We start from the raw sequence: 19,341 nt of genomic DNA, 5'->3' as shown, positions 1-19,341 counted from the left end.
ACTGACTGGCTACAACTTTGCTTATCTTGATGAGCAAACCAAACGCACTCTGCGCCGCGCGATCCTGAAAGCCGTGGCCATCCCTGGTTACCAGGTGCCGTTTGGCGGGCGTGAAATGCCGATGCCGTATGGTTGGGGCACCGGCGGGATACAAATTACCGCCAGCGTAATTGGCGAAAACGACGTGCTGAAGGTTATCGACCAGGGTGCAGACGACACCACCAATGCGGTGTCGATTCGCAACTTCTTTAAGCGCGTAACCAACGTCGCCACTACCGAATCCACCGCCGATGCGACGCTTATCCAGACCCGCCACCGCATCCCGGAAACGCCGTTGACCGAAGATCAGATCCTGATTTTCCAGGTGCCGATCCCTGAGCCGCTGCGCTTTATCGAGCCGCGTGAAACTGAAACCCGCACCATGCACGCGCTGGAAGAGTACGGCGTGATGCAGGTAAAACTCTACGAAGACATCGCCCGTTTTGGCCACATCGCCACCACTTACGCCTATCCGGTGAAAGTGAACGATCGCTATGTGATGGATCCGTCACCCATCCCGAAATTCGACAACCCGAAAATGGACATGATGCCTGCGCTGCAACTGTTCGGTGCCGGGCGTGAAAAACGCATCTACGCGGTGCCGCCGTATACCCGCGTCGAAAGCCTCGATTTTGACGACCATCCGTTTACCGTTCAGGAGTGGGATGAGCCTTGCGCGATTTGCGGCTCGCACCACAGCTATCTGGATGAAGTGGTGCTCGACGATGCGGGCAGCCGCATGTTCGTCTGCTCCGATACCGATTTCTGCCGCCAGAACAGCGAGGCTGCAAGCCAATGACTCAACCGTTACTTTCCGTGAATAACCTGACGCACCTTTATGCCCCGGGCAAAGGGTTTAGCGACGTTTCATTCGAGCTTTATCCTGGCGAAGTGTTAGGGATTGTCGGCGAATCAGGCTCGGGCAAAACCACCCTGCTGAAATCGATTTCGGCTCGCCTCGCCCCGCAAAACGGTGAAGTCATTTACCTGGATTCGTCGCTCTACGACATGAGCGAAGGCGAACGCCGCCGCCTGTTGCGCACCGAATGGGGCGTGGTACATCAACATGCGATGGACGGCCTGCGCCGCCACGTTTCGGCGGGCGGCAACATTGGCGAACGCTTAATGGCAACCGGTGCGCGCCATTACGGTGACATTCGCGCTACCGCTGAGCGCTGGCTGGAAGAGGTGGAAATCCCGGCCTCGCGCATCGACGACCTGCCAACCACATTTTCCGGCGGGATGCAGCAACGTCTGCAAATCGCCCGCAACCTGGTGACGCACCCGAAGCTGGTGTTTATGGACGAGCCAACCGGCGGGCTGGATGTTTCCGTACAGGCGCGTTTGCTCGATTTGCTGCGCGGACTGGTGCGCGAGTTGAATCTGGCGGTGGTGATTGTCACCCACGATTTGGGCGTGGCGCGTCTGCTGGCTGACCGCTTGCTGGTGATGAAACAGGGAAAAGTGGTGGAAAGCGGCCTGACTGACCGCGTGCTGGACGACCCGCACCACCCGTATACCCAGTTGCTGGTTTCATCGGTATTGCAGAACTGATTTTTGTCGGATGACGACGCTTACGCGTCTTATCCGACCTACGAAAAATACACGCTGCATACCTGTAGGTCGGATAAGGCGCAGCCGTCATCCGACATGCCAACAACGAACTTGTAGGTCGGATAAGGCGAAGCCGTCATCCGACGTCATGGCCTACGTTTTAAGGAATCAATATGACCAGCTTACGGGTTGAAAACTTAAGCAAAACCTTTGTGTTACACCATCAACACGGCATTCGCTTACCGGTGCTGGCGAACGCCACACTGGAAGTGAAATCGGGGGAATGTGTGGTGCTGCACGGTCATTCCGGCAGCGGAAAATCCACCTTGCTGCGTTCGCTGTACGCTAACTATTTGCCGGATAACGGCCATATCTGGGTTATGCATAACAACGAATGGCTCGACATTGTGCAGGCTCCGGCGCGTGACGTGCTGGCGGTGCGCCGCCATACCATCGGCTGGGTCAGCCAGTTTTTGCGCGTTATCCCGCGTATTTCAGCGTTAGAAGTGGTGATGCAGCCGCTGCTGGATTTGGGCGTATCGCGTGACGTCTGTGAAGACAAAGCGTCAATGTTACTCACCCGCCTGAATGTGCCGGAACGCCTGTGGAACCTCGCGCCATCAACCTTTTCCGGTGGCGAGCAACAGCGCGTCAACATCGCCCGGGGCTTTATCGTGGATTACCCGATTTTGCTGCTTGATGAACCGACCGCCTCGCTGGATGCGAAAAACAGTGCGGCAGTGGTGGCGCTGATTCTGGAAGCCAAAGCACGCGGTGCGGCGGTGGTCGGGATCTTCCACGACGCAAGCGTACGTAATCAGGTCGCAGACAGACTGCACAACATGGCAACCCCGATGGCAACCATTGAGGCTAAAAATGATCATTAATAACGTCAAGCTGGTGCTGGAAAATGAAGTGGTAAGTGGCTCACTGGAAGTGGCCGACGGGGTGATTCGTAATTTTGCCGACAGCCCAAGCCAGTTGCCGCAGGCGCAAGATGGCGAAGGCGGCTGGCTGCTGCCGGGGCTTATCGAACTACATACCGATAACCTCGACAAATTCTTCACCCCGCGTCCAAAAGTCGACTGGCCGGCGCATTCGGCGATGAGCAGCCACGATGCCTTAATGGTAGCAAGCGGCATCACCACCGTGCTGGACGCCGTCGCACTGGGTGATGTGCGCGACGGAGGCGACCGTCTGGAAAACCTCGAGAAGATGATTAACGCGGTGATGGACAGCCAGGCGCGTGGCATCAACCGTGCCGAGCACCGCCTGCATCTGCGTTGCGAATTGCCGCATCACACCACGCTGCCGCTGTTCCAGCAATTAATTGAACGCAAAGGCGTGTCGCTGGTGTCATTGATGGACCACTCACCGGGCCAGCGCCAGTTTTCAAACCTGGTGAAATATCGCGAATATTATCAAGGCAAATATTCCCTTAGCGACGCCGAGATGAACCGCTACGAGGCGGAACAACTGGCGCTGGCAGAACGCTGGTCACAGCCAAACCGCGTGGCGATTGCCGCCGAGTGCCGCGCCCGTAATATCGCGCTTGCCAGCCACGATGACGCCACCGCCGCGCATGTTGTGGAATCACACGAATTAGGCAGCGTAATCGCCGAATTCCCGACCACACTTGAAGCAGCACAAGCCTCGCGCCAGCACGGTTTAAGCGTGTTGATGGGTGCGCCGAATATTGTGCGTGGTGGCTCACATTCCGGGAATGTGTCGGCGAGTCTGCTGGCGGAGGTCGGCCTGCTGGATATTCTCTCCTCGGATTATTATCCGGCAAGCTTGCTGGACGCGGCTTTCCGGGTTGCGCACGACGAAAGCAACAGCATCACCTTGCCGCAAGCGGTGGCGCTGGTGACACGCAACCCGGCTCGCGCCCTGAATCTCGATGATCGTGGTGTGCTGGCAGAAGGCAAACGCGCCGACATGGTGCTGGCACATCTTCACGGCGACCACGTCCACGTCGGCCACGTCTGGCGTCAGGGAATACGGGTGTTCTGATGAGTAAAATAGTCTGGTTGATGGGGCCGTCTGGCTCCGGGAAAGACAGCCTGCTGACCGCACTCCGTCAGCAGGAGAATAATCAACTACTGGTGGCGCATCGCTACATTACCCGCCCTTACGACACCGGATGTGAAAACCATATCGCGCTCAGTGAAAAGGAGTTCACCCAGCGCCAGCAGCAAGGGTTGTTCGCGCTATGCTGGCAAGCGCATCACCAGTGTTATGGCGTGGGTATTGAGCTGGATATCTGGCTCGATTCCGGCTTCGATGTGGTGGTAAATGGCTCACGCCAGCATCTGGCGCAGGCACGGGCGCGTTATGGCGAAGCGCTGGTGCCGATTTGCCTGCATGTTTCTACGGACGTGTTACGCAAGCGACTCGAGCAACGCGGGCGCGAAAATGCGCAGCAGATCGAGCAACGTCTGCAACGTGCAGCCTTGTATGCACCGGATGTGGACAAGTGCTTGATACTGAATAACGACGATAATCTTGATGAAACTGTCTCGTCGTTTATGCATTTGATCTACTGAGCGGCTTTCATGTCGGATGACGCTACGCTTATCCGACCTACAAGTGCTGAGCGTCATCCACCACATTCACCAGGAGTTGCGCTATGTTGGAATTACGCCCGGCCACCATCGCCGACAGCGATGCCGTCTTTGCCCTGATTTGCGAGTTAAAGCAGGCGGAATTTAATCGCCAGGCTTTTAACGTGGGATTTGCGGCAAACCTCGAGGATCACAACTTATGCTACCAACTCGCGGAGCTAAACGGCGAGGTGGCAGGAATGGTGAGTTTGCATATGCAGTTTCATCTTCACCACGTGAACTGGGTAGGTGAAATTCAGGAATTAGTGGTGATGCCTGAGGCACGTGGCTACGGGGTGGGAAGCAAATTATTGACGTGGGCCGAAGAGAGAGCGCGTATCGCCGGTGCGGAACTGACCGAGCTTTCGACCAGCATCAAACGCCACGACGCCCACCGTTTCTATCAGCGCGAAGGGTATCAACAGACCCACTTTCGCTTTACCAAACCGATGGAATAAAAAATGAGCCTGACGTTAACCCTCAGCGGAACCGGCGGGGCGCAACTGGTGCCCACCTTCGGCTGTACTTGTGCCGCCTGCGAGCGAGCGCGCAATCATCCGCAATATCGCCGCAAACCTTGCAGCGCGGTGGTTAAGTTCAACGACGCGGTGACGCTGCTGGATGCAGGTATTCCGGATTTGATGGATAGCTGGCAGCCCGCTGATTTTCAGCAATTTTTGCTGACGCACTACCATATGGATCACGTGCAGGGTTTGTTCCCGCTGCGTTGGGGTGTCGGCGAGAAGATCCCCGTTTATGGCCCGGCCGATGAACAAGGCTGCGACGACCTGTTTAAGCATCCCGGCATTCTGGATTTCAGCCATACGCTACAACCCTTTGTTGGCTTTACCCTCCAGGCACTGCGCGTCACCCCCCTGCCGCTTAACCATTCCAGGCTGACACTCGGTTATCTGTTTGAAACTCCGCACAGCCGCGTGGCGTGGTTAAGTGACACCGCCGGATTGCCCGAGAAAACACTTAAGTTTCTGGCTAACAATAAGCCGCAGGTCATCGTGATTGATTGCAGCCACGAACCGCGAGCGCAGACGCCGAAAAACCATTGCGATTTGAATACGGTGGTTGAGTTAAATAAGCAGATCGGCTGCCCACGAGTGATCCTGACGCACATCAGCCACCAGTTTGATTGTTGGATGATGGAGAACGAATTGCCCAAAGGGTATGAAGCCGGGTTTGATGGGATGGTGATTCGGGTGGATTAATGGGTTGTGTTGGTGGTTGGGGGTTGGATGTCGGTTGTTGGATGTTGGATGTCGGATGACGCTTCGCTTATCCGACCTACGTTTCGTTTTTAGGTTTGGGTTTGGGTTTGGGTGTTGGTTTTGTAGGGTGGATAAGCCGCAGGCGTCATCCACCATGCGTCATCCACCACTAACACCGCAACCTAACACACTAAACGCGAAATTATTCCCGCTCACGGTGGATCCCGAACCTCGCTCGCATCATGCAAAAATTACCGGAAATCATCATCCAAACGGCGTTCGTCGTCTTCGAGCTGGCGGCGTTGATTGTCTAACTGACGTTGCTGTTCATCCAACTGGCGACGTCGGTCTTCGAGCTGCCGGTGTCGGTCTTCGTACTGGCGTCGGTCATCATCGTTACGCCGCTGATTCTGGTCGTCCCAATTGCGATCGTCGTTATCATCATTGCGGCTGTCGTTCGGCTTATAGGCGTCATTAATCGCCTGGGTAATAGAACCGACAATCGAATTATCAAACAGGCCGTCCAGGGTGTCGGCGTGGGCAAGGTTTGTCATGGTCAGGGTGCCGAGTAGCAGCACGGTGGAATATCGCTTCATAAGCCCATCTCATGAAAATTGAGTCTCTGGAAGATAAGAAAATCGCCTACTGCTCAACAGAGGAGAAATCTCAATTTTCACTGCCATGAAGTTCAAAAATATCATCACCCCGGTTATTTCAAATAGATCGTAAAACGCGTCTTCAAGTTGCCTGAATAAGGCCATTAATTGGCAATGGCGGGGCATAAGCACATTGTTAACAAATTCTGGTAACGAACTATTTCCAGGAAAAGAGAAATCATAAGATGCGCGCAAGCATTGTTTATTATTCAACCTGATTAAGCGGGTGATTATATGCAGGCGGGATCGGTTTTTACTGAAGTTATTAAAGTGAAATAATCACGGTACGGTTGTTTATTATAAAGCGGCGTCACTATATAGCGTTAATTTGCGCTTTTTCCAGTTTTAGATTTCAAAAAAAATCCTTATATAAAACACGGATTAAGTGACCAGGAATAATCTCAGAAACATTCGTAAATGTTATGTAATAATCCTACCTAATACATTCATATTATGTAAATCGGTTGTATCATTGTTGTAATGCCGCTTAATGCTTACAGAGTGATATGCCATGTCCAGACAACGCAGTGATAGCCCCATCCGCCCTCGCCATCATCGTTTTGCTCTGGAACCCCGCCAGTTGTTTGATGGTGCAGCCGTTGCGGAAGCCGCGAATCATGCGGATAACCCGTTAGAGGCTCAACATCACGACAGCACGCCCGACGCCTCTAAAGCGATATTTGTTCCGCCTCCGGCGGCTCCTGCGCCTGCGTCAATCACCGCTCCGGCCCCTGCTCCGGCAGATGCCCCTGCGCCACATGAAGTATATGTCGTCGACAGCCACGTGCAGAACTGGCAATCGCTGGTTAATCAATTACCTGAAGGTAGCCGTGTCGTTGTTCTGGACTCTCAGCACTCGGGCCTCGAACAAATTAATGAAGCGCTTAAGAACGATAAAAATATCACCGCGATTCATATCATCAGCCACGGTGCCAGCGATGAAGTCACGCTCGGTAGCGACAAACTCAACGATCGGACGATTGAGCAATATCAGCAGCAGTTAGAAAAGCTCGGGGAAAAACTCACGACTGACGGCGATATTTTGCTGTATGGCTGCAACGTCACCTCACAAGACACCGTGCTGATTACCCGTCTGGCGGATTACACCCATGCGGATGTTGCGGCGTCGAATGACGAAACCGGCAGCGCGGAAAAGGCGGCAGACTGGACGCTTGAGTCACAGACCGGTGTTATCGAAACGCGCTCGCTGGCGCTGGCTTACGATGGTGTGTTGCAGGCGCCAGAGCTGACCATCACCAGGCCAGACATTGTGGTTTCCGAACCTACAACGCTGCACCCTGGTGCGGAAACCGGTGCCTTTACCGGCCTGACGCTAACGCCGAGCGACGATGCCAACATCGTGATCACGGTGACAATAAGCAATACCGACGCGGGGGATTTGGTCAACGGCAGCGACAGAGGGAAATTCCTCGAGTACGTCGGGCCGATGGAAAATGCTCAGGCCTGGCTCAACTCGCTGAGATTTACCGCCAGTGACGTGGAACTGGGTCACCAATCGGCGACCACCGATGTGGTGTTTGAAATGCTGACGTTATCGGGCGGCGCGAGGCTTGTGACACATGTCACCATTACACCGGCCAACGACCCGGTGAGCGTTCCCGACAGCACTTTGATTGTGCCGGAAAGAAACGGCACGGGTACCGTTATCACCCAAACGACGCTGGCGGCTTTCGACCCGGATGTGAACGCGGGTGCGCAAAGCAATTCGCAGATTGTCTACAGCCTGACGACGATCCCACAGTATGGTTATCTGACGCTAAACGGCACGCGTCTGGGCGTCGGTTCGGTGTTTACTCAGGCCGATGTCAATTCTGGCTCACTGAGATACATCCATACCGCGACGGGCACCGCGCAAAACACCGCCGATGGTTTCTCCGCCAAAGTGAACGACGGTGCAACGCCTGTCGGTGATTCCGATACCGTTAACGTCACCCTGGAAATTGCCCCCGAAAACCAGCCGCCCACCATAAGCGGCGGCGGCATTGTCTATGAAGGCCAGCCGCAGAATGCCGTTGGAACCGGCAATGTCGGACAATATATTGTCGCCGAAGGCGGTGGTGATACTCAGGACAACAGTCTCATCTTAACCATTACGTCGCTGCCATCCCACGGCACGCTCTATTTCAATGGCGTTGCGGTGAATGTCGGCCAGCAAATTGGTTATGGCGAACGAAACCTTCTGACTTACGCCAACAACGGTCAGGACGGTTACCCGCAAGATTCGTTTGGGGTGCGCGTCACCGACCAGGGCGGCGGCACCGATACACCTGCCAGCAGCGACACGCTGATTAATCTTGATATTCAGGCGGTTGACGACGACCCGTTCCTGGATACCGAATCCAGTCTGCACGCCGATGTGGTGCCTGGCCCCGCCGATGTGGTGCTGACGCCAGAAATGCTGACCAGTCTGGACCCCGATTCCTCCGCCGATCGCGTCAGTTTTATTGTTGATACCGCCGGCCTGACGCACGGCTATTTGACGCTCAACGGATTGCTGTTAAAGACCGGCGACACCTTCAGCATGGAAGACGTGATTGAAGGCAAAGTGGCGTATGTGCAATACCTGAATGCGCAACCGGGTGGCATCGACGTGTTTAATTTCCGCGTAATCGACCACTCCACCGCGCTGCGCTGGAATGCGGACGGCAGCACCTTCACACGTCAGGGCGGGATATGGGATGGCAATACCCCAGCCGACCAGCTCACCCACTTCCAGTTCACGATTGGCCTGGTGCGCCTGGCCAATAACACGACCCCGGATAACGTCCCGCCGTGGAATGTTCCCGACAGCTCGACAAGCTCGGATTATATCGGTACCGATCCGGGTAATTCGACGCAGGCCCCACACGGCTCCATTAACGAAGGCGGCTATCTGGTGCTGTCTGGTACCGGAAATATCGCCGACGCGACACCGGGCATGAGCTACATCGTGCAAGGCGTCAGCCCCGAGCAAATCGTTTACACCTATCTGGGGACGGATGCGGGGCAAAGCGGCCTGACCATCATGAAAAGTGATGGCAATGGCGGCATGGTAGTGGTGAATGCGTTTGGTTCTTTCACCCAGGCAGAACTGGATGCCGGACTGGTGCGCATCGTTCATGACGGCGGAGAAAACTTCACATTTAACGCGCGCTTCTCGGTATCCGCAGGGCAAGTTACGCTCGACTCACGCGGCAACCCGGTTCCCGTAACCTGGAACCCTGAGCTTAAAATTTATGTCACGCCCGTTAACGACGCCCCCACGATAACCGGCTCGTCGAATACGGTTATCGCCGAAGGCGAAACGGTTTATATCACCACTTCGCAATTGAACTTGCGCGATCCGGATGACGCCAACAGCGGCTCACCGTGGGAAAACGTCCCCAATATCAACGGCAGTAACAACTACGCACTCGACAACGAAGTTCTCGGAGCCAACGCGCTTAAAATCGTCTTCCAGTCGCTGCCCACCGGCGGCGTGCTGCAATACTTTAACGGCACCGATTGGGTGACGATTACCAGCGCCGACATCGGCACGCTAAAACTCGACGCCAGCCTGCTGAAAAGCGATAACACCAGCGGGCTGCGGTTTGTCAGTAACGGTTCAGAAGTGCGCAACACCAGCTTTATCGTGACGGCGGTTGACCGTTGGGGTGAGTCGTCGGCAGCGAATGCCACCGTAGGCATTACTATCACCAACGTTAACGATGGCCCGATGATCCCGGCAACCCCTGACAGCCCGGATATCACCGTCCCGCCAGACTCACTCAATAACATCGGCGGCACGCCTGCCAACAACCCGGTAACGGTTGTGGAAGGGGGCTACGTTCAGCTCAATAACTCACAGCTTCAGGCCTACGACCCGGACAGCTCTGCCGAGCAGGTGCAATATACGGTGACCACCGTCCCGGCTCACGGACGCCTCGCGTACTCCACCGATGGCGTCAATTTTAGCGTCCTCGGCAGTGGTTCCACTTTCACCCAGGCGGACATCAACAACGGTCATATTTATTATCTGAATAATGGCGATGAGACGACCGCCACCGGGTTGAATGCCGATGGTTTTAACTTCACGCTGTCGGATGGTGACAAAGAACAGGCCGGCAATCGCTTCGCCATTAATGTCACGCCAGCAAACGATAAACCCACCGTCACCGCGCCTTCCGGCCCGATTGATATTGGCGGCAGTTCTCATGCCGTTAACGGTTTTACGGTCGCTGACCCGGATATCGCCACGGGTTCAAGCGCCACCAACCACATTGAAACCACGGTGCGCTTGCTGCACAGCAATGGCAGCGCCTTTAGCCAGGCCGAATACAACAACATCGTTTTGGCAGCGGCAACAGGTACCGGAGCGACCGTCACCGGCGGCGTTAACGGCTACCTGGTCATAAGCGGCAGCGTCGCGCAGGTTAACGCCGCGCTGGCAGGCTTAACCGTCACGTTCCCTGATGACCGCAACTTACAGTATCAGGTGCAAGTCATCACTGATGACCGCCTGCGTGACAACAACGGTAATTTAACCGGCACCGCCAACGGCGGCCCGGTAAACCAGCCTGCCACTCCGGCGTTTGGCACTCCGCCCGGAACCGTCGATGGCACGATTTACAACTGGTATGCAGATGGCGTTCCGGCTAACAACGGCAACCTCACCGCCGGGCAGGTGGTGATCAACGCCTCCGAAACCAACGACCCAGGCACTCTGGTAGTAGGCAATAGCGATAAAACCACCTTTGAAGATCAGCCGACATTTATCGGTGGCGATATTACCCTCACCGATGACGAATCAGCGGCTTTCGGCAAGTCAGTGAAAGTCACGCTCACCGTTCCACAAGGAACGCTGGGGATTGGTGGTGCCGCAGATAACAGTCTGACGGTGATCAATGGCGTGACCATTACGGGCGATAACACCGGAACACTGGTTCTGGTCGGCACCGCCAGCGATATTCAGGCGTTGCTTAACGATGCCACAAACGGCCTGACGTACCTGAGCGCACAAGACGCCAACCACGATCAAAACGGCGCGGCTGCGGGCGATGTCACGCTCAATATTCAACTCGATACCTCAACGGCAAGCGTCGGGAACACGACTGGCAACGCGATAACCAATGTGGAAGTGGCTATCACTATCACTGCGGTGAACGACAAACCCACTGTCACCGCGCCAACGGACACCATTCTGCTCGATAACAACGCGCCTGGCGGCAATAACGTCGGCGGGTTTGTGATTAGCGATCCGGATGTTTCAGATGCGGGCGGCATTGCGACCGGCGAGCAGAATATTGTGCAAGTCACGGTGCGCATCACCGACCAAAACGGCAACCCGTTCCTGGTCGGGCAGTATCGCGACCAGCAAAACTCAGCGGTGAATATCTCCTCGCTGAACACCACCTCGGGTGTGACGGTGCAATCCACCAGCCCGGACGGCACCAACCCGCCTTCAAATGGCGTGAATGCACCACTGGTGATCACCGGCACTATCGACCAAATCAACGCTTATCTCGCCCAATTGCAGGTGAGAATGAGCGGCATACAAGTTGATGATGCTGACCAGTATTTCCGTGTCGAAGTGATTGTCGATGACCGCGTACGTAATGCGGACGGCACGCTGACCGGCACCGCCAACGGTGGCAATAATATCGGGCCAGACGGTGTCGGCACAGTTCCGGTGCCAACCGCGGCAATCAATCCGTATGGCGCAATTCCAGGCGGGCTAACAGAAAACGTCACCTCCAGTTACCGCACCGTTTTCCAGAGCAGCATCAACGACCCGACGCACATTGAATTGGGGGGGTCTCCGGTGCTCGCCACCGATGAAAGCAGCGCGACCGTCACCCTGCCGAAAATTACTCTTAGCGATGTGGATGCGGGCAGCCAGACCATGACGGTCACCGTGAAACTCCCGGCTGGATTTACCTTCGTGGCACCTGGCGGCAGTGGCGGTACGGTGAGCGGTGCGGGAACCGACACGCTGACGTTTACCGGCTCTTTCACGCAAATTAATAGTTACCTTGCCGCGCTGAAAGTCTCGCTGCCCGACGCCCCAGGCAGTGCCACGGCAGCCGACTGGAACGGCAATTTTGGCGTTATCGTGACGGTGAACGACGGCGGGAACTCCGGTTCACGCCCGGTGACGCTGCCCAATATGACCGATCCAAATGCCGATCCCGGCCAGGTCGAATATGAAGATGGCCCCGGCGGCACATCCTCAGCGCTGGTCACCACGCGTACCTTCACCTTCACCGTCAATCCGGTAAACGATGCGCCGCTGGTGGTGGGCACGCCGACCACGACAATCCCGACGCTTGAAGAGGATACGACTGGCACTACGCTTAATGGTCAAACGGTTAACGCTCTGTTTAGCGGCTTCTTTAACGACCAGCACGATAGCGTGGATAACTCCGCTAATGGCGGCGCGGGTGGCACGAATGCGGATAATTTCTACGGCATTGCGATAACGCAACTCACCACCAATGCCGCGCAGGGTGAATGGCAATATTCCCTCGATGGCACAAACTGGATTGCGGTCGGCAACCGCAGCGATAGCAACGCGTTAATTCTCACGGCAACGGCGTCACTGCGCTTTGTTCCGGCGGCAAACTACTTTGGCAACCCGGCAACACTCGGCGTGCGGCTGGTGGAAACCAACGTCAACGGCGACCAGTCCACCACGCCAACCGTGCTACCGAACGGCAGCGTGACGGATATCAGCGGCGTGGGCGGGCACGGTGGCAGCTCGATTTACAGCGAAACCGTGATTACGCTCAGCACCGTCATCACCAACATCAATGACCGCCCAACGCTCGGCGATAAAACGCTGACCATCGCCGAAGATACCAACGGCACGCAGACGGTCGGCCAACTGTTCCAGTCGGTTTACGGGGATGCAGCGGATAACCAGAGCGCGATTGCCGGAGGCGGGAACGCCAGCACACCGCTGGGTTATATCGCGATTTATGGCAATACCACCGACGCCAGCAAAGGCCAGTGGCAATATTTCGATGGCACCAACTGGCAGGCGATCCCGTCAGATATCGGGCCATCCAATGCCTTCGTGCTGGCAAGCTCCACGCAGATGCGCTTTGCGCCAACCGCCGATTACAACGGCTCAGTCAGCGGCGGTCTGCAACTGCGCGCCTCGGATACCACCGATACTAACGCCAGCGGCATCTTTGGCGGCCGGGTGAATTTCTTCGACTTTGCCCGGGATAACGACCCGACATCACACTGGTCAAACACCGCGACACTGACTGTCAGTATCACGCCGGTGGTGGATGCGTTTAACGACAGCTTCACCACCCACGCCAATGTTCCGCTGGTCAAAAATGCCAGCGATTTGCTGGCCAATGACACCTTTAGCAATGCGGATAAAACTGTCAGCGAAATCTCGCAGCAGCCGACCAACGGCACGCTGACTTACGTGAACGGCGTGCTGACCTATACGCCGAACCGTGGCTTCGTCGGCACCGACAGCTACTCGTATGTCGTCGTCAGCGGCGGCGTGTCCGAAACCGCCACCGTGACGATTAATGTGACCAACCAGGCCCCGATTCCGGTTAACGACAACCAGACGCTCGACGAAGACAGCTCCGCAACGGGTAACGTGCTGACCAACGATCGCGATCCAGAGGGTGACACCCTCAGTGTGAAAACCTTCACCGTCGAAGGGCAAACGTACGACGCAGGCACCACGGTTACGCTTGCAGGCAGCCACGGAACACTGACCGTAAAGACCGACGGAACCTATAGCTACACGCCGGGCGGCGACTGGAACGGCAATATTCTGGTGAGCTATGTCGTGACCGACGGCAACATCAATGGCGACAAAACCGCGACATTAGGTCTGCACGTGACCGAAGTCGATGATGCGGTGGATAACATCGAAAAAGAGCATACCGGGACGGTCATCTCCACCGACGTGCTGGCAAACGACAGATTCTCGAATACCGATAAAGCCATCACCGGCTTTACCCAGGGCGAGCATGGCACGGTGACTCGCGGCCCTGGCAACACGCTGATTTACACCCCGACGCCGGGTTATGTCGGTCAGGACAAATACTTTTACACCATCACCAGTGGCGGCATAGAAGAAACCGCCACCGTCTATATCCTGCTGACCAACACGCCGCCAACGGCGACTACCCAGCTGGTGTCAACGCCGGAGGATACGGCGCTTGATGGCGACGTGCTGCATAACATTGTCGACCCCGACGGTGACCCGTTACATGTCACCGACTTCCAGATTGCGGGCATCGCCGGAACCCATCAGGCCGGTGAAAGCGTGGTTATCGCCAACCAGGGCACCTTTATTTTACGGGCGAACGGCACTTACTCCTTTGTGCCCATTGCCGACTGGAACGGCAAAGTGCCGACCATCACGTTTAACGTGTCGGATAACACCTTTGATCCGCCAACCCAAAATACGCTGGAAATTACCGTCACCCCGGTTCAGGACTTCGTTAACGACTCCGTGACGACACATGCCGGAACGCCCGTCACCATTGACGCGCTGCATAACGACCGCTTCAGTAATCCCGATGCCACCATCACCAGCACCGGCACCGGAACCGACATGCCGCAACATGGCACGGTGAGCATCGTGGATAACCAACTGGTTTATACGCCGAATGCCGGGTATGTCGGCGAAGACTCGTTCACCTACACCGTCACCAGCGGCGGCGTGCAGGAAACCGCCAGGGTGACCGTCACGATGACCAACACCCTGCCGTCGGTGCCGGATGTCTATATCAGCACCACCGAAGATCGCCTGATCCTCAACACGCTGCTGGGTGAAGCCTCGGATAACGACAACGACACGCTGCGCATTACGACATTCACGATTAACGGCGTCGATCACCCGGCCGGGCTGGACGTGGTGGATATCCCCGGCATGGGCAGGATCACCATCACCGCAGAGGGTTTATATATCTTCAGCCCACTGGCTGACTGGAATGGCGTGGTGCCGCCGATTACCTTTACCGTCAGCGATGGCAATCAGGGTAGCGAAGTGAACGGCACGCTGGTTATCAACGTCAGGTCAGTGGTGGATATCGCGCCGGATCAGGCCACGACCCACTCTGACGATGCCGTGATTATTGACGTACTTGCCAACGATACCTTCAGCAACCCGGACAGAACCGTCACGGTTTCTGGCATCAGTGCGCAAGGCGGCAGAGTAGAAGTGCTGTCGGATAACACCGTGCGTTATTCGCCACCTGCGGGCTATGCGGGGCGCGACAGCTTCAGCTATTCCGTCACCAGCGGCGGCATCACCGAAACCACCATCGTGACGATTGTCGTCACCAACGAATCGCCATTAACCGGCAACATGCAGTTGACGATGAACGAAGATGATCCGGCGGGGCTCAGCGGCACGCTGAATGTGAGCGACCCGGACAACGATGTGCTGCGCGTGACCTCGTTCCAGATCGACGGCATGACGGGCAGTTTCCCGGTAACCAATTTAGGCGCCCCTACCGTTGTATTGATCCCCGGCGTCGGGGAATTTTCGCTGACTTATGACCGCCAGTATACTTTCACGCCGCTTGCGGACTGGAACGGCATCGTGCCGCAAATTAGCTATACCGTGACTGATGACAACGGAGGCGCACCGGTCACCGGCAAAATTGATATTGCGGTGAATGCGGTGAAAGACACCGCAGATGACTCGGTGACGATGCACGCCGGAACCAGCAATACCACCAACGTGCTGACGAATGACAGCTTCGAGAACCCGGATCGCGCCGTCACCGGCATCGTCACCAACCCGCAACACGGCACCGTCAGCTTTAATGCCAACGGCAATATTATCTACACGCCATCTGCGGAATTTGTCGGCAATGACAGTTACACCTACACCGTCACCAGCAACGGCACAACCGAAACCGCCACGGTCTTGATTACTGTCACCAACGAAATTCCCGTTGCCCGGCCCGATGTGAATTCCAGTGTCGAAGACACGCCGATAATCGGCAACGTGTTAGATAACGACAGCGATGACGACAACCTCTCGACCCGGCAGGATATCCTGCGCGTCACCAGTTTTACGCTGCTGGGCGACTCGCTGGTTCGCCAGGTGGGTACGCCGGTATTTATCTCCGGGCAAGGGCAATTCACCCTGAATGCCGATGGCAGCTACACGTTTATTCCGGTCAAAGACTGGAACGGGACGCTGCCGGTGATTACTTATCAGATTAGCGATGGGCGCAACGGCGGTACCGCCAGCAGCACATTGACGCTGAGCATCGATTCAGTGCCGGACATCAATCCTGATAATGCGACGACACATGCCGGAACGCCTGTGGAAATTGACGTGCTGGCTAACGACACCTTTGAAAACAGCGATCGTCAGATAACTGCCACCACCAACGGCCTGCACGGCACCACGACTATCGTGAATGGCAAAGTGATTTACACCCCGGTGGCGGGTTTTGTCGGCACGGATGTGTTCGGCTACACCGTCACCAGCGGCGGCGTGCGCGAATTTACTTTAGTCAGCGTCAACATCACTAACACACCGTCCGTCGCGGTTGATGACCCCGCTTCATCGCCGGAAGACGAGGTCGCCAGCGGCAATGTGCTGGACAACGACAGTGATATTGATGGTGACAAATTAACCCTTACCGGCTTTACCGTGGATGGCACCACGATTTATGCGGCGGGCGGCTCGCTCACTCTCCCTGACAAAGGGGTGTTAGTGATGAACGCCAATGGTGACTGGACGTTCACGCCGGTTGCCGACTGGAATGGTACCTTGCCGGAAATCACCTATTTCGTCAGCGACGGCAATAACGGTGGCGAGTCTACCGCCAGACTGCGCGTCGTGATCGCTGAGGTACAAGATGCCTTTGACGATAGCGTGACGGTGCACGGCAACAGTTCCGTCACCACCGATGTGTTTGCCAACGACACCTTCGCCAACGGCGATAAAATTATCGAAAGCATCACCCAGGCCAGCAACGGCACGGTGACTGTCGTCGATGGCAAAATCACCTATAAACCGAATGTCGGTTTTGTCGGCCGCGACAGCTACACCTACACGGTGTTGAGCGGTGGGATTAAGGAAACCGCCACGGTCAGCGTTACCGTGGAAGACACCCTTCCGGTGACGCGTCCGGACTTCAACTTCACGCCGGAAGACAACGTCATCACCGGTAACGTGTTGTTAAACGACCAGGATCCTGATGGCGACCCGTTGACCGTCACGCAATTTAACGTCGACGGCCAGACCGCGCCGGCGGGATATCCGGTAATTATTGCAGGCGTGGGTGAATTTACGTTACGCAGCGACGGCAGCTACACGCTGACCCCGATTGCCGACTGGAACGGCAGAGTGCCGACCATCACCTACACGGTAAACGATGCGCTGATGGGCGGGAATGCGACCGGCACGCTGAACATCGTTGTCACGCCCGTGGTTGACGTGGTTGCCGATAACGCCACCACTCACGCGGGCCAGTCGGTGAGCACCGACGCGCTGACAAACGACAGTTTCAGTAACCCTGATGCCACCATTACCGCCATCACCAACGGCGAAAATGGCCGCGTGGTACTGCAAAACGGCCAGCTGATTTACACCCCGCGCGCAGGGTTTGTCGGCACCGACACTTACACCTATACCGTGACCAGCGGCGGCGTCAGTGAAACCACCACCGTCACCGTGAATGTGACCAACAGCGTGCCGGTTGTTAACCCTGAAGGGGTTGTCACCCCGCAAGGCGACGCGGTTTCCGGCAATCTGTTAACCAATGATGTCGATTCCGATGGCGACCCAATCACTGTGTCGCGCTTCCAGTTTGGGGGTAATACCTACAACGCGGGCGAAACGGCGGTGCTGGCGGGCGTCGGCAGCCTGACGGTACTGGCGGACGGCAGCTATCGGTTTAACCCGTTCGGCAACTGGAATGGCTTCGTGCCGCGGGTCACTTACACCGTCAGCGATGGCAACCAGGGCGGCGAAACCAACGGCACGCTGCGCATTCTGGTGGCGCCGTCAGTGGAAATTCAGGTGAGAGAATCTGGCCTGACGCCGCTTGCGCCGGGCGCTCAGCAAGTAAACGGCACGCTGGATCTGCTGTCGCTGGACAGGCTTCAGACCCTGACATTCCAGGGCCGCGTTATCACCGCCGAACAGTTGCAGCAACTCAACCCGCTGTCACCCATCACTATCGAAACCGTGACCGGCACCATCACGCTTCTGGCTTATTACAGCCCGGCAGATGGCGAAGCGCGCCTCGATTATCGCTTCGTATTGCGTGAGGCCGTCTCGCAACCCGGCGAAGTCAGCACCAGCAACGACTACGGCGTGCAGGTCAACGGCGTCACCATCGGCCAGTTGCGGATAACGGTGTTTAACGACAACCCAACCGCCAGCGATGACAGCGCGGAAATCTTGCAGGATCAAGGCCAGGAATCGGTCAGCGGCAACCTGTTTAACGACGACCGCATTGGCGCAGATAAGGCCGCCCAGAACGGGCCCGTCACGGGTGTGGCATCAGAAAACACCGGCGTCGCAGGCACCATTGGCGGCTCAAGCGGCGGGCAATACGGCACGTTGTTCTTAGATAGCCAGGGCAACTGGCGCTATCAGGTCAACACCAGCGACCCGCGCGTCGCCGCCCTTGAAGCCAACGCCACACTGACAGAAGTGTTCGTCTACACCATTACCGACAGCGACGGTGACGTTAGCGAAGCGCGACTGACGATCCAGATCCACGGCGTCACCGCGATGCCAAACGTCAACGACCCTGACGGCGACCAGATGTTTGGCCGTGACGACGAAGAGTTGCTCACCCGTTACAGCCAAAGTTACGAACCAGGCTTGTTTATTCTACCGCTTGTCTATGATTTACAGAGTGAGGCTAACGGTTTGCCAGGGCGTCTGAGCAGCCGGTTTGCGGCTTACGGCTATGGCACCGAAACCAGCACTTCACCGGTGATGCAGCAGGCCGTGTTGTTCTCGCGCTGGTACAACGACAGCCGCGCAGAGCGGGGTTTGCCAGGTCTTGCGCACAACGGCCTCGGGCAAAACTCGCTCGGCAACGGCTTTGGCCCGTTTGGGATGGGTCAAGCCAGTGAACGAATTCCATCGCCTCCCACTGCCGTGGCGCAAGAAAGGCCGCAGGTTGAACAACCTCCGGCGATCGCTCTGGGAGCACAACCGTTATCGGCGCAGCTCGCAGCTTTGGAAAAAAATAATTTGGCGTCTGGGAAGCACATTACAGTCCCGACAATCACTCGCCGGTAACTGGCTGAGAGCAACTGTTTAAG

The 19,341-nt window shown here is 56.4% G+C and carries 9 protein-coding genes; 8 read left to right on the top strand and 1 reads right to left on the bottom strand.

The features are described from left to right. Position 1 precedes the first annotated feature (1 nt). From WBL83_RS22360 to phnP, 7 genes are all read left to right on the top strand, one after another. A complete protein-coding gene (locus tag WBL83_RS22360; RefSeq protein ID WP_424591279.1) occupies positions 2-838 on the top strand; it encodes an alpha-D-ribose 1-methylphosphonate 5-phosphate C-P-lyase PhnJ in 837 nt (278 codons plus the stop codon). Then, the gene (gene phnK / locus WBL83_RS22355) at positions 835-1,593 is read left to right on the top strand and encodes a phosphonate C-P lyase system protein PhnK (protein ID WP_424591172.1); all 759 of its coding nucleotides are present in this window, start codon (positions 835-837) and stop codon (positions 1,591-1,593) included. Before WBL83_RS22360 ends, phnK begins: the two co-directional genes overlap by 4 nt. 173 nt (positions 1,594-1,766) lie before the next feature. Continuing rightward, positions 1,767-2,480, top strand: a complete 714-nt coding sequence (phnL, locus tag WBL83_RS22350) for a phosphonate C-P lyase system protein PhnL (protein ID WP_424591171.1) — start codon at positions 1,767-1,769, stop codon at positions 2,478-2,480. Then, on the top strand, positions 2,470-3,606 hold the full coding sequence (gene phnM, locus WBL83_RS22345) for an alpha-D-ribose 1-methylphosphonate 5-triphosphate diphosphatase (protein WP_424591170.1): 1,137 nt from the start codon (positions 2,470-2,472) through the stop codon (positions 3,604-3,606). Before phnL ends, phnM begins: the two co-directional genes overlap by 11 nt. Further along, on the top strand, positions 3,603-4,139 hold the full coding sequence (phnN, locus tag WBL83_RS22340; protein WP_424591278.1) for a ribose 1,5-bisphosphokinase: 537 nt from the start codon (positions 3,603-3,605) through the stop codon (positions 4,137-4,139). Before phnM ends, phnN begins: the two co-directional genes overlap by 4 nt. Before the next feature lie 83 nt (positions 4,140-4,222). Beyond that, positions 4,223-4,654 carry an aminoalkylphosphonate N-acetyltransferase gene (phnO, locus tag WBL83_RS22335; protein ID WP_424591169.1) on the top strand — a complete coding sequence of 144 codons (432 nt, stop codon included), beginning with the start codon at positions 4,223-4,225 and terminating at the stop codon, positions 4,652-4,654. 3 nt (positions 4,655-4,657) lie between these two features. Continuing rightward, a complete protein-coding gene (phnP, locus tag WBL83_RS22330) occupies positions 4,658-5,416 on the top strand; it encodes a phosphonate metabolism protein PhnP (protein WP_424591168.1) in 759 nt (252 codons plus the stop codon). Between the two features lie 251 nt (positions 5,417-5,667). Here the strand turns inward: phnP and yjdP are convergent, their stop codons facing one another. Next, positions 5,668-6,012 (bottom strand): DDRRRQL repeat protein YjdP, encoded by a 345-nt coding sequence (yjdP, locus tag WBL83_RS22325; RefSeq protein ID WP_424591167.1) that lies wholly within the window; start codon positions 6,010-6,012, stop codon positions 5,668-5,670. 571 nt (positions 6,013-6,583) lie between these two features. Here yjdP and WBL83_RS22320 point away from each other — a divergent pair. After that, a complete protein-coding gene (locus WBL83_RS22320; protein WP_424591166.1) occupies positions 6,584-19,318 on the top strand; it encodes an Ig-like domain-containing protein in 12,735 nt (4,244 codons plus the stop codon). The last annotated feature ends 23 nt before the right edge of the window (positions 19,319-19,341 follow it).

This window comes from Buttiauxella sp., assembly GCF_049686335.1.
GTDB lineage: Bacteria > Pseudomonadota > Gammaproteobacteria > Enterobacterales > Enterobacteriaceae > Buttiauxella.
The sequence above is the reverse complement of the archived record's forward strand: the minus strand, read 5'-3'. Positions and strand labels throughout refer to the sequence as shown.

Coding starts and splice junctions, on each gene's coding strand:
- phnK (WP_424591172.1), top strand. CDS start 835: ATGACTCAACCGTTACTTTCCGTGAATAACCTGACGCACCTTTATGCC.
- WBL83_RS22320 (WP_424591166.1), top strand. CDS start 6,584: ATGTCCAGACAACGCAGTGATAGCCCCATCCGCCCTCGCCATCATCGT.
- phnL (WP_424591171.1), top strand. CDS start 1,767: ATGACCAGCTTACGGGTTGAAAACTTAAGCAAAACCTTTGTGTTACAC.
- phnP (WP_424591168.1), top strand. CDS start 4,658: ATGAGCCTGACGTTAACCCTCAGCGGAACCGGCGGGGCGCAACTGGTG.
- phnM (WP_424591170.1), top strand. CDS start 2,470: ATGATCATTAATAACGTCAAGCTGGTGCTGGAAAATGAAGTGGTAAGT.
- yjdP (WP_424591167.1), bottom strand. CDS start 6,012: ATGAAGCGATATTCCACCGTGCTGCTACTCGGCACCCTGACCATGACA.
- phnO (WP_424591169.1), top strand. CDS start 4,223: ATGTTGGAATTACGCCCGGCCACCATCGCCGACAGCGATGCCGTCTTT.